At 55.5% G+C, this 19843-nt stretch carries 22 protein-coding genes; 12 read left to right on the top strand and 10 right to left on the bottom strand.

Annotated elements, in window-relative coordinates:
- Positions 1-24: 24 nt before the first annotated feature.
- Positions 25-987: an L-malyl-CoA/beta-methylmalyl-CoA lyase gene (locus tag ACR0EO_RS20725; RefSeq protein WP_480692784.1), complete on the bottom strand. Its 963-nt coding sequence runs from the start codon at positions 985-987 to the stop codon at positions 25-27.
- A 295-nt stretch (positions 988-1282) separates the two neighbouring features.
- On the opposite strand from ACR0EO_RS20725, the gene dgcN reads away from it, so the two are divergent.
- The 3 genes from dgcN (at position 1283) to ACR0EO_RS20710 (ending at position 4192) form a co-directional block, all read left to right on the top strand.
- Positions 1283-2284 (top strand): N-acetyltransferase DgcN, encoded by a 1002-nt coding sequence (gene dgcN / locus ACR0EO_RS20720; RefSeq protein WP_480692782.1) that lies wholly within the window; start codon positions 1283-1285, stop codon positions 2282-2284.
- Between the two features lie 70 nt (positions 2285-2354).
- Entirely contained in the window at positions 2355-3320 is a 966-nt protein-coding gene (dgcA, locus tag ACR0EO_RS20715) for an N-acetyl-D-Glu racemase DgcA (RefSeq protein ID WP_480692780.1), read from the top strand.
- Positions 3321-3331: 11 nt separating this feature from the next.
- The gene (locus ACR0EO_RS20710) at positions 3332-4192 is read left to right on the top strand and encodes a D-amino-acid transaminase (protein ID WP_480692778.1); all 861 of its coding nucleotides are present in this window, start codon (positions 3332-3334) and stop codon (positions 4190-4192) included.
- 44 nt (positions 4193-4236) lie between these two features.
- On the opposite strand, the gene ACR0EO_RS20705 is transcribed toward ACR0EO_RS20710, so the two are convergent.
- The 3 genes from ACR0EO_RS20705 to ACR0EO_RS20695 form a co-directional block, all read right to left on the bottom strand.
- The gene (locus tag ACR0EO_RS20705) at positions 4237-4551 is read right to left on the bottom strand and encodes a DUF1244 domain-containing protein (protein WP_480655916.1); all 315 of its coding nucleotides are present in this window, start codon (positions 4549-4551) and stop codon (positions 4237-4239) included.
- 73 nt (positions 4552-4624) lie between these two features.
- Positions 4625-4864 (bottom strand): DUF6868 family protein, encoded by a 240-nt coding sequence (locus ACR0EO_RS20700; protein WP_480692776.1) that lies wholly within the window; start codon positions 4862-4864, stop codon positions 4625-4627.
- Between the two features lie 59 nt (positions 4865-4923).
- Positions 4924-5661 carry an N-formylglutamate amidohydrolase gene (locus ACR0EO_RS20695; RefSeq protein ID WP_480692775.1) on the bottom strand — a complete coding sequence of 246 codons (738 nt, stop codon included), beginning with the start codon at positions 5659-5661 and terminating at the stop codon, positions 4924-4926.
- Positions 5662-5779: 118 nt separating this feature from the next.
- On the opposite strand from ACR0EO_RS20695, the gene pyk reads away from it, so the two are divergent.
- From pyk to rplT, 5 genes are all read left to right on the top strand, one after another.
- The gene (gene pyk / locus ACR0EO_RS20690; RefSeq protein ID WP_480692773.1) at positions 5780-7225 is read left to right on the top strand and encodes a pyruvate kinase; all 1446 of its coding nucleotides are present in this window, start codon (positions 5780-5782) and stop codon (positions 7223-7225) included.
- Between the two features lie 246 nt (positions 7226-7471).
- Positions 7472-7909 (top strand): universal stress protein, encoded by a 438-nt coding sequence (locus tag ACR0EO_RS20685; RefSeq protein ID WP_480692772.1) that lies wholly within the window; start codon positions 7472-7474, stop codon positions 7907-7909.
- Positions 7910-7923: 14 nt separating this feature from the next.
- Complete coding sequence (locus ACR0EO_RS20680; protein WP_480692770.1) at positions 7924-9474, top strand: alanine/glycine:cation symporter family protein; 1551 nt, start codon at positions 7924-7926, stop codon at positions 9472-9474.
- A gap of 181 nt (positions 9475-9655) precedes the next feature.
- Positions 9656-9856, top strand: coding sequence for a 50S ribosomal protein L35 (rpmI, locus tag ACR0EO_RS20675; RefSeq protein ID WP_010443552.1), 201 nt, complete (start codon positions 9656-9658; stop codon positions 9854-9856).
- A gap of 14 nt (positions 9857-9870) precedes the next feature.
- Complete coding sequence (rplT, locus tag ACR0EO_RS20670) at positions 9871-10236, top strand: 50S ribosomal protein L20 (protein ID WP_008756009.1); 366 nt, start codon at positions 9871-9873, stop codon at positions 10234-10236.
- Between the two features lie 74 nt (positions 10237-10310).
- On the opposite strand, the gene ACR0EO_RS20665 is transcribed toward rplT, so the two are convergent.
- On the bottom strand, positions 10311-11081 hold the full coding sequence (locus ACR0EO_RS20665) for a hypothetical protein (protein WP_480692769.1): 771 nt from the start codon (positions 11079-11081) through the stop codon (positions 10311-10313).
- Between the two features lie 282 nt (positions 11082-11363).
- Here ACR0EO_RS20665 and ACR0EO_RS20660 point away from each other — a divergent pair, with 282 nt between their 5' ends.
- Positions 11364-12047 carry a sulfotransferase family 2 domain-containing protein gene (locus ACR0EO_RS20660; RefSeq protein ID WP_480692767.1) on the top strand — a complete coding sequence of 228 codons (684 nt, stop codon included), beginning with the start codon at positions 11364-11366 and terminating at the stop codon, positions 12045-12047.
- A 104-nt stretch (positions 12048-12151) separates the two neighbouring features.
- Here the strand turns inward: ACR0EO_RS20660 and ACR0EO_RS20655 are convergent, their stop codons facing one another.
- On the bottom strand, positions 12152-13543 hold the full coding sequence (locus tag ACR0EO_RS20655; RefSeq protein ID WP_480692765.1) for an aminotransferase family protein: 1392 nt from the start codon (positions 13541-13543) through the stop codon (positions 12152-12154).
- Positions 13544-13766: 223 nt separating this feature from the next.
- Here ACR0EO_RS20655 and ACR0EO_RS20650 point away from each other — a divergent pair, with 223 nt between their 5' ends.
- The 3 genes from ACR0EO_RS20650 (at position 13767) to ACR0EO_RS20640 (ending at position 16695) form a co-directional block, all read left to right on the top strand.
- Complete coding sequence (locus ACR0EO_RS20650; RefSeq protein ID WP_480692764.1) at positions 13767-15395, top strand: acyl-CoA synthetase; 1629 nt, start codon at positions 13767-13769, stop codon at positions 15393-15395.
- Between the two features lie 167 nt (positions 15396-15562).
- Entirely contained in the window at positions 15563-16150 is a 588-nt protein-coding gene (locus ACR0EO_RS20645; protein ID WP_480692763.1) for a class I SAM-dependent methyltransferase, read from the top strand.
- 164 nt (positions 16151-16314) lie between these two features.
- The gene (locus tag ACR0EO_RS20640; RefSeq protein ID WP_480692761.1) at positions 16315-16695 is read left to right on the top strand and encodes a hypothetical protein; all 381 of its coding nucleotides are present in this window, start codon (positions 16315-16317) and stop codon (positions 16693-16695) included.
- A 26-nt stretch (positions 16696-16721) separates the two neighbouring features.
- On the opposite strand, the gene ACR0EO_RS20635 is transcribed toward ACR0EO_RS20640, so the two are convergent.
- The 4 genes from ACR0EO_RS20635 to ACR0EO_RS20620 form a co-directional block, all read right to left on the bottom strand.
- Entirely contained in the window at positions 16722-17066 is a 345-nt protein-coding gene (locus ACR0EO_RS20635) for a DOPA 4,5-dioxygenase family protein (protein ID WP_480692759.1), read from the bottom strand.
- 87 nt (positions 17067-17153) lie between these two features.
- A complete protein-coding gene (maiA, locus tag ACR0EO_RS20630) occupies positions 17154-17792 on the bottom strand; it encodes a maleylacetoacetate isomerase (protein WP_480692757.1) in 639 nt (212 codons plus the stop codon).
- Between the two features lie 4 nt (positions 17793-17796).
- Complete coding sequence (locus tag ACR0EO_RS20625) at positions 17797-17994, bottom strand: DUF2783 domain-containing protein (protein WP_480692756.1); 198 nt, start codon at positions 17992-17994, stop codon at positions 17797-17799.
- 5 nt (positions 17995-17999) lie between these two features.
- A complete protein-coding gene (locus ACR0EO_RS20620) occupies positions 18000-19610 on the bottom strand; it encodes an FAD-dependent oxidoreductase (RefSeq protein ID WP_480692754.1) in 1611 nt (536 codons plus the stop codon).
- Positions 19611-19843 lie beyond the last annotated feature (233 nt).

The raw sequence follows: 19843 nt of genomic DNA, 5'->3' as shown, positions 1-19843 counted from the left end.
CGCCCTGCAGGGCGCCTTTTTTGGTTATCCGTTCGCGGCGATCAGTTCGGCTTGGGCCACGATCACTTCGGCCTGTTTGATCGAAGCGATATCGACCAGTCGCCCCTTGTAAACAGTGGCGCCTTCGCCATTTGCCTTGGCCTGTTCCATCGCGGCCAAGATTTCGCGGGCTTCGGATACAGCCTCGTCCGACGGGGTAAATACCTGATTGGCTAGCGCGATCTGTTTTGGGTGGATTGCCCATTTACCCACCATGCCCAGCGTGGCCGAGCGTTTGGCTTGAGCGATATAGCCCTCGTCATCCGAGAAGTCGCCGAACGGTCCGTCCACCGGCAGCACTCCATGTGTGCGACAAGCTGCGACAATCGCCGCCTGTGCCCAGTGCCACGGATCGGACCAGTGCTTTTCGCCCTCACGCAGCATGTAGTAGTTTTCCTGAGTTCCGCCGATTCCGGTGGTCTGCATGCCCATGGATGCCGCAAAGTCTGCAGCGCCAAGGCTCATCGCTTGCATCCTGGGGGAGGAAGCAGCGATCTCTTCTACATGCGCGATGCCAGCGGCGGATTCGATGATGACCTCGAAGCTGATTGGCTTGGTACGGCCTTTGGCGCGCTCGATAGCAGTGACCAGAGCGTCCACGGCATAGACGTCCGCAGCGCAACCGACCTTGGGGATCATGATCTGATCCAGACGGTTGCCAGCCTGTTCCATCACATCAACAACGTCGCGATACCAATAAGGCGTGTCCAGCCCGTTGATCCGCACCGACATGTACTTGTTGCCCCAGTCAACGGTGTTCAGCGCCTCGATGACATTCGCACGGGCTACATCCTTGTCGGACGGCGCAACCGAGTCCTCGAGGTCCAGATTGATCACATCTGCTGCTGACGCGGCCATTTTGGGAAACAGTTTAGTGTTAGAACCCGGCCCGAACAGCTGGCAACGGTTTGGGCGCGCGGGGGCGGCGGGTTGAATGCGAAAGCTCATTTGGACCTCGTGCGAGAAAGGAAATTACGATTTTCTTGCGTTATGGGGTATTAAATTGCGCGATGCTTCGCAAGTGGCTTTGTGCAGCTGCGGCAATGCAGACGCAGCATTCACCGTGAAGCGGGATATGACTGGTGATTAAATAATAATCGATAGGAAAACTTAGAAGAAATGTGCGCAGGTTTCGGCAATCACGCAAAAATCTCTCACTCAAATGAGTAAAGCCGGAGGAAAACGAGAAACACTCGTTAAGGACGTCCCTTAGCCTGCGTCAGAATCAAAGGAGTGCACCGCAATGATCGAGACACCGTACCTGCTGTTTTTGGGCGATGCGCCCGACCAATTGGCGGCCAAAGTGGCAGTTGGCATTAAAGACTGGCGTCCGGAAAACGCCGTAGGTCAGTACCGGATGGAGGGCTGCAAGGCCGATCTTGGTCTGACCGACATGTCGCTGACCGAGGCGAAAGAGGCTGGGGCTAAGACTCTGGTCATCGGCGTTGCCAACCGCGGTGGTGTCATTAGCCAGGAGTGGAAAAAGGTTCTGGTTATGGCGCTGGAGGAAGGTTTCGATCTGGCGTCGGGGTTGCACAACCTATTGCGCGATGAACCTGATCTGGTGGCGGTTGCCGAAGCAACAGGCCAGAAACTGCACGACGTTCGTGTGCCCGAAGTTGACTATCCAATTGCCAACGGCATCAAGCGCAAAGGTAAGCGCTGTCTTGCGGTCGGCACTGATTGTTCGGTGGGCAAGATGTACACCGCGATGGCAATGGATGCCGAAATGCGCAAGCGCGGTATGAAGTCCACCTTCCGCGCGACAGGTCAAACGGGCATCCTGATCACAGGTGACGGTGTTCCACTGGACGCAGTTATTGCTGATTTCATGGCTGGGTCGATCGAATGGCTGACACCCGACAATGATGAGGACCACTGGGATCTGATCGAAGGGCAGGGCTCGTTGTTCCACGTGTCTTATTCTGGTGTGACCATGGCGCTGATTCACGGCGGTCAGCCTGATGCTTTGATCTTGTCGCACGAACCGACGCGCGAGCATATGCGCGGCCTGCCCACCTATCAGCAGCCCACGCTGGAAGCCCTGCGGGACACAGCGCTGGCGTTAGCCAAGGTCGCAAACCCTGACTGTCAGGTTGTCGGCGTTTCAGTTAACACGCAGCACATGTCCGAAGAAGACGCCACTGCATATCTGGCTAAGATCGAGGCCGACATGGGTCTGCCCGCAACCGATCCGTTCCGCTTTGGCTCGGGCAAGCTGGTGGACGCGCTGGCCGCGATGTGATCTGAACAACGCGCCGGGGGCAGGGGGCTCTGCCCTTGGTGTTTTTTATAAGAAATGAAGGAGCGTTTGCGTGCAGGTAGAAGTCTCTCGTGATGTGTTTCGACTGGCGCAGGTGTTTACCATCTCGCGCGGGTCGCGGACCGAGGCAAAGGTGCTGACGGTTCGGATTTCGGATGGAACCCATCAGGGCTGGGGCGAATGTGTTCCCTATGCGCGCTATGATGAGACGCTCGAGTCGGTTGAGGCCGAGATTGCTGGCCTGCCTGCCGAGTTCACCCGCCAGTCGCTAATGGACCTGTTGCCTGCCGGAGCTGCGCGAAACGCTGTGGACTGCGCGCTGTGGGACTTGGAGTGCAAGCGTGCGGGCAAGCGGGCTTGGGAACTGGCTGGATTGCCAGTGCCGGGGCCCGAGATCACTGCATACACTTTGTCTCTGGCAACGCCCGAAGCGATGCAGGCGCAAGCCGCTGAAAACGCACATCGCCCGCTGCTGAAGATCAAGCTGGGCACGCCTGACGACATGCCCCGGTTAGAGGCCGTGCGCGCTGGTGCGCCGAAGTCCAAGATTATTGTCGATGCCAACGAAGGTTGGTCAGCTGAGGTCTACGCCGATCTTGCCCCGCATCTGGTGCGACTGGGTGTTGAATTGGTCGAGCAGCCTCTACCTGCCGGGGAAGATGAGGCTCTAATTGGAATGGACCGTCCGGTACCCGTCTGTGCCGATGAATCCTGCCATGACCGGGCCAGCCTGCCTGCCCTCAAAGGCAAGTACGATGTGGTGAACATCAAGCTGGATAAAACGGGTGGCCTGACCGAGGCTCTGGCATTGCGCGAAGCCGCGTTGGCGGAAGGCTACAAAGTCATGGTTGGTTGCATGGTCGGAAGCTCTCTGGCGATGGCCCCAGCCACGTTGTTGGCGCAGGGTGCGATGGTAACGGACCTTGACGGCCCGCTTCTGTTGGCCGAAGACCGCGACAACCCGCTGAAATTTGATGATGCCGGAGTGCACCCGCCAGTGGCAGCACTTTGGGGCTGAGGAGACAACATATGACCCGCACCGTTTACGTAAATGGCGAATACCTGCCCGAGACCGAGGCCAAGGTGTCCATCTTTGACCGTGGTTTCCTGTTCGCGGACGCCGTTTACGAAGTCACCAGCGTTCTGGACGGCAAGTTGATCGATTTCGAAGGCCACGCAGTGCGTCTCAAGCGGTCGCTGGACGAGTTGGAGATGGCCGAGCCCTGCACCAAGGAAGAGCTGCTGGACATCCACCGCAAGCTGGTGGAGCTGAACGGCATCGAAGAAGGTCTGATCTATCTGCAAGTCAGCCGTGGCTCGGATGGTGACCGCGATTTCGTGTTTCCGTCCGCCGATACGAAACCCAGCCTCGTGCTGTTCACTCAGAACAAGCCGGGTCTGGCCGACAGCCCTGCGGCCAAGAAGGGCGCCAAGATCATCTCGATTGAGGATATCCGTTGGGGTCGTCGCGACATCAAGACCGTGCAGTTGCTCTACCCGTCGATGGGCAAGATGATGGCCAAGAAAGCGGGCTGCGATGATGCGTGGATGGTCGAGGACGGCTATGTCACGGAAGGCACCAGCAACAACGCCTATTTCGTCAAGAACGGTAAGATCGTCACTCGCCCGCTGTCCAATGACATTCTGCACGGCATCACCCGTAAGGCCGTGCTGCGCATGGCGGCAGAGGCGCAGATGGAAGTTGAAGAGCGTTTGTTCACAATTGACGAGGCGAAAGAGGCGGATGAGGCTTTCACCACTTCGGCAAGTGCGTTCGTGATGCCTGTGGTTGAGATCGACGGTGTCGCGCTGGGCGACGGTACCCCGGGTCCAATCGCCAAGCGCCTTCGCGAAATCTATCTGGACGAAAGCCGCAAGGCAGCGATCTAACTAAAAAGGCCCGCCGATCTGGCGGGCCTTTTTGATTCCGGGTATCAGCCCTTTTTCGTTACATTCTCTTCGAAGGCGACTTCGAAAGCGGCCTGTTTTTCAGGGCTGGCCTCAGTCTGATAATTCGCCTTCCACTCATCCATGGTCATGCCATAGAAAATCTGACGGGCTTCGTCCTTGCCCATCTCGATGCCTTTTTCATTAGCTGCTTCCTGATACCAGCGCGACAGGCAGTTACGGCAGAACCCGGCCAGATTCATCATGTCGATGTTCTGAACATCGGTGCGGTCTTCCATCAGGTGCTTTTGCAGCCGACGGAACGCGGCGGCCTGAAGTTCGATTTCGGTTTGCTTGTCCATGGTCTGGCTCCGGATGACAGTATCGTTGTTCTTGAACTAACGGTCCAACTGCAATGTTTCAACAAACAGCGTGTCAGGCCAGTTTCAAAGCCAGCCAAGGCGTGATGCAGAAGATCAGTGTCAGAATCTTGTAGTTCGCAAGGTACCGAAAATAGGCCCGTTTGACGGCTGGGCGCTCCATCTGGAACATTCTACCGTGAATGCCTGCGATCCAGTCCTGTAGCAGCAAAATCATCACAGTGGTGAACAATAAGACCGCAATATTTAGTACGGCCATCCAGCCGAAGACGGCCGTCAGAAACTCCTGAGTCATGGTCGCCTCCTTTCCAATATTATATGGGGGTCAGGGGCTTTTCTAACAATGACGTGCGCTCAAAGGCCGCTGTCAGCCAGCGCGTCCTGTAACACGACGGCCATCCGCTCGGCCCAGGCACGTTGTCCGGCGTGGTCGGCTATCAGATCGTTGCGCAATTCAATCAGAGCGTTCGGACGGCCATGAGCTGTGCAGTGTCGGTCAATCGCGTCACCGGGTAATACGCCGGTATAAGGTTCGTTGACGCCGACACACAAATCACCTTCTGCCTCAAGGCGGTTGATCAATGGGCGAGAGAATCGTTCGTCAGGCGTGTGCAAGACCCCAATATGCCAAGGGCGCGGCTCCCTTCCCCGCAATTGGCGGGTGAACGAATGCATCGATACGATCACCGCATGCGGCAGCCCGGCCATACGCTCAAGCGCCTCGTGATAGGGGCGATAACACATGTTAAGGCGCCGATCCCGCTCAACGGTGTCGGCGTGGCGATTGCCTGGGATAATCGATCCATCATAGAGCTTCATCAGCAGGGTGGGGTCATCCTCACCCCGGTTTGGATCAATGACGAGGCGCGAGAAATTCGCCGCAATAACAGGGGCATTCAGAATTTCACCCAGATGTTTTGACACCTCATAGGCGCCGACATCATAGGCAATGTGACGTTCCATATCCTCACGCGGTAGCCCGAGGTCTCCACCGTTGATTTCGGGGGGCACCGTATTGGTTGCGTGGTCACATGTGATCAGCCAGCGGGACGGGCGATCCGCGCCGTGGATAAAAAACGGAGAATACGTCATAAGCCTGTCATCTAGTTTGTCGCAGGTGTAGGGCAGTTGCTTAGAAAAGGGAATTGCGCAATAAGCAGTTCCAAGCAATGTTTGCGGTAACATTTGGGACGTGAGGAGAGCAAGACCAATGCGACGCCTGAGAAAAGTAAAAATCGTGGCGACGCTGGGGCCGGCGTCTAATGACTATGACATGATCCGAGCGCTGCACGAGGCCGGGGCAGATGTCTTCCGTTTGAACATGAGCCACGGCAGCCATGACGAGATTCGTGAGAGGCATAGGATCATTCGGCAGGTGGAAAAGGATCTGGACAGTCCGATTGCCATTCTGGCGGACCTTCAAGGCCCGAAACTGCGCGTCGGTGTTTTCGCAAATGATGCGGAAGAACTAGAAGAAGGAGCAGCCTTTCGGTTGGACCTTGACCCAGCACCCGGCGATGCAGGCCGCGTTTGCCTGCCGCATCCCGAGATCTTTGCAGCGCTCGAGCCGGGTGCCCGACTGCTGGTCAACGACGGTAAGATACGCCTGATCGTTCAGGACTGCGGTCAGGACTTCGCCACCTGTACGGTTGAGGTAGGTGGAACCATCTCGAACCGTAAAGGCGTGAATGTGCCTGACGTTGTGCTACCGCTGGCAGCGCTGTCGGCGAAGGATCGGGATGATCTGGAATTTGTTTGCCAGTTGGGTGTGGATTGGTTGGCGTTGAGCTTTGTTCAACGCGCCAAGGATGTTTTCGAAGCCCGCGCTCTGGCAGATGGGCGTGCTTCGATCCTGTCCAAGATCGAAAAGCCTGCCGCGGTAGAAGCATTCGACGACATTCTTGATGCCTCGGATGGCATTATGGTCGCACGGGGGGACTTGGGGGTCGAACTGCCAGTCTCCGCCGTGCCGCCGATCCAGAAGCGATTGGTGCGGAAATGCCGGAGTGCAGCCAAGCCGGTGATCGTGGCAACCCAAATGCTGGAAAGCATGATCGAAAGCCCGATGCCGACCCGCGCCGAAGTTTCCGACGTGGCCACTGCTATCTATGAGGGCACGGATGCGATTATGCTTAGTGCTGAATCTGCAGCGGGCTCGTACCCGATCGAGGCGGTCCAAACCATGAATAAGGTCGCCATCGAGGTTGAAGCTGACCCGACATATGACCAGATCATCGCATCGTCACGCAGCGCCAAGGGCACCACGATTGCCGACGGGATCGTAGCCGCTGCTCGTGAGATCGCAGAAAAGACCGACATCAAGGCAATTTGCTGTTTCACACAGAGCGGTACCACGGCTCTGTTGACTGCACGCGAGCGTCCCGGTGTGCCGATTATCGCGATGACCCCAGCTACTGGAACCGCGCGGCGTCTTTGCCTGACCTGGGGATGTCACTGTGTGATGACACCCGAACTAGAGCGGTTCAAAGGCGCCGTGGTGAACGCGGCTCGTGCGGCGCGCTCTGGCGGATTTGCGGCGGAGACCGACCAGATTGTAGTCACTGCCGGTGTACCTTTCAACGTACCCGGAACAACCAATATCCTGCGTATTGCGCCATGTGACGAGCGATTGATTTATAACACTGACCCGGGTTGAGTTTGGTGTGCTACCCCTACACATCAATGTGATACTTTTCGAACCGCCTAAAAAATAGGCGGTTTTTTTTGTTTATTTTCAACGCGAAAGCCTCTTCCTGGTTGTATCTCGCAAAAACCTCTCTGTTTTTCAGTGTTTTTCTCGGATACTTGGGCGCAAGGGTAGTCTACTCAGAAAGTTCCAGGTTCCGGCTGCCCTGCCGGGGGCACGGGCCCCGGCACAATCAAAAAATAATGGAGGAACGTCATGACAACTAAAATTGTCATTGGACTGGACGGGACAGAAACCGGCGAACGTGCCATCGCTTTTGCCAAAGATTTGGCCGAGCGGATTGGTTCATGTGAGTTGTTGGTGGTTTATGTCATCGAATGGTCGCCTTTCACTTTTCAAACACCTGAAGAAAACGCTCTGCGGCACAAACGGCGCGAGGAAGAAGTCGAACTGGCTACGAACCGGATCGTCACTCCGACCGTTGAGGCGCTGAACGCGGCTGGATTTACGGCGCACGGTATCGTGCGGCACGGAGATGTGGCTGAGACGTTGAATGCTATCACCGTTGAGAACGGTGGCACGCAGATCATCGTTGGTCGGGCTTCGGCCGATGGTTTCAAAAAACGGCTCTTTGGTAGTTCGACCCAGAATCTGGTCATGCATGCCGACGTGCCTGTCACGGTTGTGAACTGAGGGGAGACACGGAAATGAGTATCTCAAGAAATCTGGGTTTTTCCGCAGTTGCCAGCCTGATCGCCGCTCCGGCGATGGCGCAAGAGGCTGCAGGGCTGGACGAAAAGATCAACCAGGCATTTGCTGACTTTACCGGTCCTTTTGTCAGCTTCATCTTTGCACCGTTCCCTGGAACTGGCTTCCCTTGGATCGTTGGGTGGCTGGTTGTCGCTGCGACGGTCTTTACGTTGTACTTCGCTTTTGTGCAGCTGCGCTTTTTTGGTCATGCGATCAGCCTCGTAAAGGGTGATTACTCTGACCCTAATGATGCAGGTGAAGTCAGCCACTTCCAAGCTCTGGCCACAGCGCTTTCGGGTACTGTCGGGTTGGGTAACATCGCTGGTGTGGCGGTTGCTATCGGTATCGGTGGCCCTGGTGCGACCTTCTGGATGATTGTCGCAGGTCTGCTGGGCATGGCGTCGAAATTCACTGAATGTACGCTGGGCGTGAAATACCGCAACGAATACGAAGACGGCACCGTTTCAGGTGGGCCGATGTATTACATGTCGAAAGGCTTTGCTGAATTGGGTCTGCCGGGCGGAAAAATCCTGGCAGTTTTGTTCTCGATCTTCTGTATCCTTGGCGCGCTGGGCGGCGGCAATATGTTCCAGGCCAACCAGGCGCACCAGCAGATTGCTGGAATCGTGGGCGAGTATCCGGGTTGGATCACAGGGTTGGTCTTTGCGGGTATCGTATTTGCGGTGATCGTTGGTGGCCTGAAATCCATCGCGCGCGTCACTGAAAAGGTCGTGCCGTTCATGGGTGTAATGTACGTGCTGGCCGCTCTGGTTATCATCCTCATGCACGCAGATCAGATCGGATGGGCTTTCGGGCAAATCTTCGCAGGTGCGTTCACCGGACTTGGTGTTGCTGGCGGTATGGTTGGTGCGCTGATCCAAGGTTTCCGACGTGCGGCGTTTTCGAACGAGGCGGGCGTTGGTTCCGCCGCGATCGCGCACTCGGCGGTACGGACCAGTGAGCCGATCACAGAAGGCTTCGTGTCTCTGCTTGAGCCGTTCATCGATACCGTTGTGATCTGTACAATGACTGCGTTGGTGATCATCATCACCCAGCAGCTGATCGTTGATCCAAACACCGGCAACTACATGCTGAACGAAGCAGGAAACGCGATTGCCACTGTTGACGGCAACTCTGGTGTCAGCCTGACCTCGGCAGCCTTCGGAAGTGCCTTTAGCTGGTTCCCATATGTGCTTGCTATCGCAGTGGTGTTGTTTGCCTTCTCAACCATGATTAGCTGGTCCTATTACGGCCTGAAGGCCTGGACCTATCTGTTCGGTGAAGGTCAGACCAAAGAGCTGGTCTTCAAGGTCATCTTCTGCATCTTCGTTGTCATCGGTGCGGCGGCCAATCTTGGTCCAGTCATCGATTTCTCGGATGCAGCGATCTTTGCGATGGCGGTTGTGAACGTCTTTGCGCTGTACTTCTTGATGAAAGTGGTGCGCCAGGAACTGGCGTCCTACGCAGAACGGCTGAAGAGCGGCGAAATCCGCAAGTTTGGCCATTGAACCATACAGCCGGGGCGGTTAAGCCGCCCCGGTGCCTGACCACCCTGCGAAAAGCGCAGATTCTGGTCAAAACCCCCTTGCCAGTATGATCGAACTTGCGTAAACGGCGCTTCTGATCGCGTGACCGGCCGAGATGGCATGCCGAGTCGCGTTTAGTACCGAACCCTGAAAGGAGACGGAAATGCCTAAGATGAAGACCAAGTCGAGCGCCAAAAAGCGCTTTAAGGTGACTGCGACCGGTAAGGTCCTTGCTGGCCAGGCCGGCAAACGGCACGGCATGATCAAGCGGACCAAAAAGTTCATCCGCGACGCCCGTGGCAACACCACCCTGTCCGCCCCCGACGCCAAGATCGTCAAGGGCTACATGCCCTACGACCGCTAAGAGGAGATTAAGAGATGTCCCGCGTTAAAGGTGGAACCGTAACTCACGCCCGTCACAAGAAGGTTATCAAGGCCGCCAAAGGTTACTATGGCCGCCGCAAGAGCACCTTCAAGGTTGCCCGTCAGGCCGTAGACAAGGCCAACCAGTATGCAACCCGCGACCGTAAGAACCGTAAGCGTAACTTCCGCGCGCTGTGGATCCAGCGTATCAACGCTGCTGTTCGCTCGCACGACGAAGCACTGACATATTCCCGCTTCATCAACGGCCTGAATCTGGCCGGTATCGAAGTGGACCGCAAAGTTTTGGCCGACCTGGCCGTGCACGAACCGGAAGCGTTCGGCGCGATCGTCGCCAAAGCTCAGGCCGCTCTGGCTGCCTGATCCTCTTTCGAGAGACAGTGAATGAAGGGCCGTTCCTTACAGGGACGGCCCTTTTTCATTTCAGGTCTTCAGGATCAGATTGCAGATCCGGCCACGTTGTGTTGGGCCACTCGCGCCAGAGCTTTGGAAAACTGATCCTCAACCTCGGGTGTTTGGCGCAAGTGCACATCGTTGCCGCCCACGCAAAATTCAGGTTTTGAAAGCCCGGGCTTGTCAGGCAGTCCAGTTTCTTCGCGCAGATCGAAATAGGCGAGGCCTTGCGCCATTGAGGCCTTCCGCAACCCCTCACAGATATCGGTGTTGATTTTCCAATGCCGCTCTACTGTGATGCCGAGGTCTTCGGCCTTCTGCTTGAATTGTCCGCGAGGTATTTCCAGAACAGTGCGTATACGACGGTGCAGCGTCCTGCTTAGGGCTTTTCGGTCCTGCAGGGTAGCAGTGTTCAAGCCTTTGATAATGATCCGCCGGTTCCCCGCCGCATCGCGGCATGCTTCGATATAGCGGCCCAGTGCCTTCACTCGGGTTGCGACGGCTTCATCCAGTGAGATCTGGTCCCTGAGCGCAATGAAATAGCAACTGAGTTCTGCATCCACCTGCCCAAACCCAAAACACACAACATCGGGATCAAGTTTTCGGATTGCCCGCGCAGCTCGGGAAAATGAGGACTGGCGGCCATTCTTGGGGTAAAAACCTGCGGCGGTTGCTCCCTTAATGCTGATCACATTGGCTGTGTCGAACCCATCGATTACGATAGGGCTGACCCGTCCATATCTGAAACGCGACCCCGCTGGTTTTGTTCCGATCAATCGGGAATGTGAGTCACCAACACATAATAGCGTTTTCATTCTTGGTCTCGTCGCGAATATGATCACACGGTTATCTTTCTGCGGACGGTCGTCAAGTCGGAAGGGGGTGTCCTTCGCGCTCTTAGCACAGATGCGTGCATCAGCTTTTGGTGGGCCCAGTTTGTCCGAAAACAACACCTGCTACTTTGGCTGAAAGGTAAGGCTGGAAACGCACGGGTTTCTCGTTAAAAGTCCGTTCTGAAAGATCAGGTAACCAGTTCGGCATACGCCCTGTCGTGCGAAACTGATTGAAGAACCAAAGACGTTTTGAGTAGGTGAAAAATGGTTGCCATCAGCAACAAGTACAAGTTCGTCTTTTTGAAATCCCGGAAAACGGCCGGGACAAGTATTGAACGCGCGTTATTCCCGTTTTGCACTAAACTTGACGATGATCTTCCTTTGGACCTTTCGGAAAAGCGCTATGGCGAAGGTGTGGCCCGTGGACCGGCCCCGGACGGGTGGAGACCGCACATTCCTGCTGTTCGTGTGCGTCGCCGGTTGGGAGAGGAAAAGTGGAATTCGTATTTCCGATTTACGGCTGTCCGAAACCCTTTTGACCGTGTTGTATCCCACTTCTTTTGGTTGCGGCGCGAGGATGAAATCGTCAGGTCCGACAGTTTTGACGAGGTCAGGACTGCCTTCCGGCGGTTTTGCGTCCGGCCTCGATACGCGACGGATTCTGATATTGTTAAGATTGGTGACGAGTTCGTCGCACAGGACGCAATTCGATACGAATGCCTTGCCGATGACCTGTCACGCATTGCTAACAAGTTAGGTTTTGACAAGCCCCTTGAGCCTTTGCCCGAATTTAATAAGGGCATCCGAAAATGGGGGGATGTACCGGTCGCGGACTTTTATGACGACAAGTCGATCGAAGCAGTGAAGCGCTCTATGAGTTGGGTTTTCGATAACTTTGACTATTCCGAAGATCCAAGAGATGCGCGTATCCCGGAAGTCAGTTTGTAAGGGTTCTGCCCGAAACAGCTACTGACCAAAATGTAGCTTTGACAAGCGGTACAAAAAAACCGGCACTCTTCGTGCCGGTTTCATTCTTTCAGGGTGAGGTCGGTTTACCCGAACACACGTCCCAGCGCGCCATCGACCGCATCTGTAATCTGATCGATATCGTCTGCTGTCGCAATCAGAGCGGGCGAGAAGCAAAGTGTGTTGTTGCGACTTGGGACTGAGCGGTTGGTGACACCAATGATCACGCCCTGCGCCATACAATCGGCCACAACCGCTTGTGCCAGCTTTTCGTCTACCGGCTCCTTGCTGCCGCGGTCCGCAACCAGTTCAGCGCCCAGGAACAGGCCCTTGCCGCGTACGTCGCCGATGACTTTGTGCTTTTCCATCAACGCTTGCAGGTTACCCATCATGCGATCACCCATGGACGCACAATTGCCCAGCAGGTTTTCGTCTTCGATGATGCGCATGTTCTCGATTGCGGCCGCTGGACCGGCGGTGCAACCACCAAAGGTCGAGATGTCGCGGAAATAGTTCATGGGGTCAGCCGCATCGTCTTTGAACATCTCAAAGACTTCCTCGGTGGTGACCATGCAGGCAATCGCCGCATAGCCTGAGGCAACACCCTTAGCCATGGTTACGAAGTCTGGCTTCACACCATATTGCTGGTAGCCGAACCATGTACCCGTGCGGCCAACACCGCAGACGACCTCGTCGATATGCAGCAGTATGTCGTACTTCTTGCAGATTTCCTGCACGCGCTGCCAATAGCCCTCGGGTGCTTCGATCACGCCGCCGCCAGCGGTAACCGGCTCAAGGCATAGGGCGCCGACGGTGTCGGGACCTTCGCGCAGGATGACCTCTTCGATCTGGTCCGCTGCCCACTCGCCAAAGTTCTCGACAGGTGCGCCGTCCAGCTCGTGCTTGCGGTATTCCATGCAATGCGGCACGCGCACGAAATCAGGTGCGAAGGGGCCGTATTGTGCGTTGCGCTCGTCCTGACCGCCTGCGGACATCGCTGCCAGGGTCGAGCCGTGGTAGTCGCGGTCGCGGTACAGGATTTTGGTCTTCTTGCCGCCGTACTTTTTGTGGGCGATCTGGCGAACCATCTTGAACGCCTTCTCGTTCGCCTCCGAGCCTGAGTTGGTGTAGTAAACACGGCTCATGCCCGGCATCTTTTCGATGAGCTTTTCAGCGAAAATCGCCCCTGGGATCGAACCGGCGGAATTGGCGAAATAACACAGCTTCATCAGCTGATCATACACGGCCTTACAGATCGATTCGCGGCCGTAGCCTACGTTGACGGTCCACACACCGCCCGAAACTGCATCCAGATGCTCTTTGCCGTTCTGGTCCCAAACGCGCATACCTTTGCCTTCGACAATGATGCGGGGATCATTGGTTTCAAAGGGTTTGTGCTGGATCAGGTGGTGCCAGATGTGGGCGCGGTCGGCTTCGACGACGCGGGAAAGATCGTTTTCGTTGAACGTGCCGTCCATGACATGTCCTTTCAGAAGTATTGGATGTGCAAGTTGCGGGAACGCTGCCGCCCCGGCTTGGAACTTTTGATGGCCCAGATCACCGCGAAAGGCCATCTGTAGATAGGGCCAGATTGCACCATCCCGTATCGCCAGTCCATGCCTTCGGCGTATTTCTACGGGTTTGCTAGACGGGCCGCTTTGTGATCAAGTCGCTCGAGAATTGAACTGGGAGGGTCAGCAGATGACAGGGGCCAACATCTACGAGCGTCATTTGGACAAAAACCGTGCGAACTATACGCCATTGTCGCCGCTGAGTTTTATTGAACGTACTGCTAAAATCTACCCTGACTACCCTTCCGTTGTTTACGGTGACCGCCGTTTTAGCTGGGCGGAAACCTATGCCCGATGCCGTCGTTTGGCTGGAGCGTTATCCGCTCGGGGAATCGGCAAGGGTGATACGGTCTCGATCATCGCAGCCAACATCCCGGAAATGTACGAGGCGCATTTTGGTGTTCCTATGGCGGGTGCTGTTCTGAACACGATCAACACGCGGTTGGACGCGCCGATCATCGCGTTCATCCTGAACCACGCTGAGGCAAAGGTGTTGCTTGTCGATCCCGAGTTTTCGGGCGTGGTGAAAGAAGCTCTGAAACAGGTCGATCATGACGTTCTGGTCATCGACATCGAAGACCCCAGCTTTGACGGCGGGGAAAAGCTGGGCAGCCTGACCTATGATGCGCTGCTGACTGAGGGCGATCCTGATTTCGCGTGGTCCTTACCCGAGGACGAATGGGACGCGATCACGCTGAACTATACCTCTGGCACCACTGGCAACCCGAAAGGGGTCGTGTACCACCACCGGGGCGCGACGCTGAATGCGCAATCAGACTTGCTCGATTGGGACATGCCTAAGCATTCGGTCTACCTGTGGACCTTGCCGATGTTCCACTGCAACGGCTGGTGTTTCCCTTGGGCGATTGCGGCCAATGCCGGGGTTTCGGTCTGCCTGCGGGCGGTGCGGGACGAGCCGATCTATGCAGCCTTCCGCGATGAAAAGGTTACTCATTTCTGCGGTGCGCCGATTGTTTTGAACATGCTGGCGAACGCACCGGATCACCTGAAAGACTTCGATCATGAGATCAAGGTGATGACCGCAGGAGCTCCACCGCCAGCTGCCGTGATCGAAAAGATGGAAGGCATGGGTGTCGAAGTAACCCATGTTTATGGACTGACCGAAACCTACGGCCCTTCAGTTGTGTGTGCGTGGAAAGACGAGTGGAACAGTAAAGGGGCCGAGGAACGCGCGGCGCTTAAGGTCCGTCAGGGCGTTCCCTACACGGCGTTGTCAGGGCTCATGGTTGCTGATCCGGATACTCTGGAGCCTGTGCCCGCAGATGGCGAGACCATGGGCGAGATTTTCATGCAAGGCAACGTCGTCATGAAAGGCTATCTGAAAAACGCCGAGGCCTCGGACAAAGCATTCCGAGGTGGTTGGTTCGCTTCGGGCGATCTGGGGGTCATGCACCCGGACGGCTATATCGCGCTAAAGGACCGTTCCAAGGACATCATCATCTCGGGTGGCGAGAATATCTCATCTGTCGAAGTTGAGGATATCCTCTACAAACACCCCGCAGTGATGGAGGCCGCTGTGGTCGCGCGACCCGATGAGAAATGGGGCGAAACACCTTGTGCCTTTGTCGAACTCAAGCCGGAAGTACAGGCAACCGAAGCGGACATAATCTCGTTTTGTCGGGACAACATGGCCCATTTCAAAGCACCCAAAACTGTGGTGTTCGGAGCCTTGCCGAAGACCTCAACAGGCAAGATCCAAAAATTCAAACTACGCGATCAGGCACGCGAGCTGGGCTAGTTTTGTGTGAAGGATTGGGTTTGTAATGGACACGTCGTTTAGCCGATGCGTGGTAAATTTTCCACGCACGCAGTGGCGTGTCCGAACGACCTCTGTGGGTTGTTGTCAATGGCGATCAAACACACGATAGTGCGGCTTGAAATCGATACGAAGGAACGGCCCTCCAAATGCTGAACTTTAATAAAAACCACATGAGTTTCGATTTGAGGAACAGCATTATCCTTGAGGAACTTGGCCCAAACCTTCTGTTGCTTGATGTCGGTTCAAATAATGGAGAGACCAGCAGGTACTTAGCTGAAAACGGCCATGAAACCGTCGGGCTGGAAATCGCCAAGAAGGAATACAACTCCTCGATTTCAAACGCGCACAAAAATTCGTCTTTCCATAATTTGGCAGTTTCCAGAGAGTTTCTGAACTCCAAGGGGAAATGGGACGCGGTCCTGCTTCTAAGTGTTCTGCACCGAATTTATGCCTTGAAAGGGCCGGAAGAAATGGAGGACACGCTGCTAGCTTGCAGTGAAAAGACCTCCCAGATATTTGTCGAGGGCAGCACCCGTGCCGCACGTTATACAGATCAGGGCCAACCGCGCCCTGAGTTTGAAGACTTGGATGTCGATTCCAGCATCGAATGGCACAAACAGATGTTCTCGCGGGTGTTGGGGGATGACTGGAGTGTTCACTCACTACACCGACTAAAGTGTAGTAAGAAAGAACCCATAAGGGTTTTGTTCAACTTAAAAAAAAATCCTCAGTAATTGAGATTTCTCCGCAAGCCATAAAATACGTTCAGTATCCAGAGTTTTTCGTATCCCAGCCAAGGAGGTCTTTCCTTGAAAAGGTCGGAGATTGGGACATTCCAATAGATCGACGGCTATTCTGGTCATCAAAATACGAACAACCGGATGAAGCGGAAATTGGCATGGTTAGCATGGACAACTATGCTTTTCTGGATTCGTTAAAACGTCACTTTCATGACGGCTTGGCGTGGGACGATACCGAGTGGCTGCAGTTCATTCGCAACCACGGCAACGTCAAACGATATGAAAACGAAGCACAGATATCAAAACGTTTAGAATTTCTGGAAAAGCTGTTCTCTGACTTCAAGTACCGCGGTGGGTTTGTGCCAACTGGTGACCTTCCAAGTGTCAATATCGGTAGAGCAAACCGGATATCTTTGGATGACGGCAGACACAGGATGTGCACGGCAATAGTTGCAGGCGTCTCCAAAATCACTGTTTCTGTTAAAGCCTACCATCCAGAAGAAACCTTCAATTGGCCAGCTACTAGAATACGCTCGTAGTGTAGTAATTCAACTATATGCTAGGATTACTTAGGTTCGGCACGATCGAAAATGGATAGATCAAGATCCAGCATCTCCCCCATCCAGACGGCGCGGTCCCGGTGGTCTGCAAGATGATCGCCGGTTTCTGGGTGCGTGAAGATGGTCAGGCCCTGCCGGTTCAGCATTAACCAGGGAAACACCTGTTCGAAAACGGCCGGGGTGAAGGCAAGTTGGCAGCTCCAACGTGGGTGAGGACCAACGTTTTTGGCATGCATACGACCCATCTCGACGGAGAACAGGCGGACGGCTTCTTCGCAGACTTCTTTCGCGGTGTCCTGCGTGTCAGCATCAAAATAGACATGGGCGTGATAGCCAGTGATTTTGGGCATGGAAGCCTCCTACAGCCTTTGAGAAGACTATAAGGTCTATGGGCAGCGCTTCCTATTCATGCCTGCACACATCGCCTGTGCGCGTGTTCACGACGGGGAGTGCTTGTCAGGATGCGCGGCGATAAAAGCTGGATGCTCAGCGCAAGCGGCTTCGACCCCTAACACACGGGGCAGGTCAGACAGGTCAACATCCCACCGTCGGGCATTGTACATCTGGGGCATCAGGCACAGGTCGGCTATGCCGGGTCGAATCCCAGTACAAAAGGGGGCCTGTTCGAACTTGCCAAGCAGTGTCTCGAAAGCCAGTAGCCCCGGTCGTATGAAGTGACGCATCCAATCGCCGGGCATTCCCTCAGTGTTCCCGGCCAGCGTAGATGCGTATTGAGCTACAGACAGGTTGCAAATCGGATGCACATCTACGGCAATAGACTGAGCAAGGGCAGTTGCCTGCGCGCGGAGTGCCGGGTCAGATGGGAAAAGCCCCAGACCCCGCGTTTGGTCTAGGTATTCGATAATTGCCAACGATTGCGTCAGTTGAAGTCCGTCAATTTCCAGCACAGGCACGAGGCCTTGGGGGTTGCGGGCAAGATGCGTACCTGAACCCTGCTCTCCGGCCCTCAGATCGACTGAAATGGCACGATAAGCGATGCCTGCGATGTTCAATGCTATGCGGACCCGATAACTGGCTGATGATCCCCAATAGTCATACAGGATCACATCACTCATACAGTCAGCCTTCCCTTAGCGCAGCTGCGTCCAGGGCCTGTGCCAGTACGTTGGAGTCACCAATATGGTTCGCCAGTACAAGCAGGAGCCGTGCGTTCAGCGCATCGCTTTCGGCTTGCTCCAACCCTTCATGAGCATTCAGCAGGCCGGCATAGAAATCATCGGCGTTATCGAGATTGGGGGTGAGGATCAGATCGGCCATTTTGCTTACTCCTTACCTGTTGCCCGGCGGATCGCCTGCCGGAAAGCGTTTTCTTCGAAGCTATCGCGTCGTGCTGCAACGTGTTGGTCGGGGCGGATCAGATACACTGCACTGTCTGCGTCGCCCAGATAACGCCGCTTGAGTTCCAGTGTCAGGTCGTCCTTGACCGAGAGGGCGAGACGTGAGGCTTCGATCCCGCTTTCTTCGATCAAATCTGGGGCGTCCGCATCGATGGTTAGCAGGGTGAACTTACCTGCCAGTTTGGGTAACAGGAATTCATCGCCAAGTGGCGCATCCGGGCAGGCGGATCCTGGGCGTGTCATTTCGGGCCCGTTCAGAGCATCCGCCGAACTCAACGAAGATCCTTCGTACGTACAGGGTGTGCTCAGTCGTCCGGAATTGACCATTGGGCGCGCGAATTCGAAGTGCTCGCTGAGATCAAGTACAGCATCCCGCAACAGCCGTGACATGCGGGACTTAGGAGTAATGAAATCAGTTGATCGAGTAGACATGCGGATGTTTTCATCAGCGGCCTGCACACGCTCAAAGCTGTAATTGTCCAGCAGCAGCTCTGGCGCCTTTCCTTCGATTACAAGCTTGAGTTTCCAGCACAGGTTATCCGTGTCTTGTATTCCTGAGTTGGCCCCACGTGCCCCAAATGGGCTGACCTGATGGGCGCTGTCTCCGGCAAAAAGCACCCGCCCATAGCGGAAACGATCCATCCGGCGGCATTGGAAGGTATAAATCGATACCCATTCAAGAGCGAACTCAACATCCGCGCCCAACATTTCCTTGAGGCGCGGGATCACGTTTTCGGGCCGTTTTTCGCGCTCTTTGTCGATGTCCCAGCCAAGTTGCAGGTCAATGCGCCAGACATTGTCGGGTTGTTTGTGCAGCAGGGCGGATTGCCCGCGATTGAAAGGTGGATCGAACCAGAACCAGCGTTCGGAAGGGAAATCCGCCTCCATCACGACATCGGCGATCAGGAAGTTGTCCTCGAATACGCGCCCCTCGAACTCCAAGCCCAGCATGCGGCGGGCAGGAGAGCTTGCGCCGTCACAAGCGATCAGCCACTCACCCTCGATGTTATAAGGGCCTTCGGGTGTTTCAACTTCTAGCGTGACATGTGTGTCATGGGTGCCGATGGCCTCGACCTTGTTGCGGCCGCGGACTTCGATCGGGGCACCCTCAGCCTGTAATTCTCGTACACGTGCCATCAGAGCATCTTCGACGTAGTATTGCTGAAGATTGATGAAGGCTGGGTTTGCATAACCGCTGTCCGGCTGCAGATTGAACTCATAGACCTGCCGGTTGTCGAAATAGACTTTGCCGGCATCCCACAGAACGCCTCTGTCCAGCATCGGTTTTCCTGCGCCCAGACGGTCGGCGATTTCCAATGTGCGCTGGGAAAAGCATATGGCACGGCTGCCAAAGCTGACCTTGTCATTGTCATCCAAAACGACAACCTCGATCCCTTGTTGCGCCAGATCGATCGCGGCAGCCAGACCGACCGGCCCGGCACCGATCACGATGACCTTGTGGCGTACCGGTATTGCGGCATCCTGATCCGGGCTGCGCTCATAGGCATAGAGTGGAACTTCGAAAATCTTGTTCATGGGCTTTCCCCCGAAGCTTTGGCGCCGATGGCGCAAAGGTCGCGTCCGCCGGCACGAGTGCGCCGACGGTCTTGCCCAATGGTTTCATCGATTTTCCGTGGGAAAAACGATCTGGATCAAATGGGGCGGTATTTCCTCAACTTTGCAGGTCTTCCCACATTTGGAGATCGCGTTGTGCGGTCCAGATGCGGGGGGTGTCGATGCCACGGGCCTCGTCATAGGCGCGGGCGACG

This window comes from Ruegeria sp. BE9, assembly GCF_056538765.1.
Note: the sequence above shows the minus strand (reverse complement) of the source record. Positions and strands in the feature narration are given on the sequence as shown.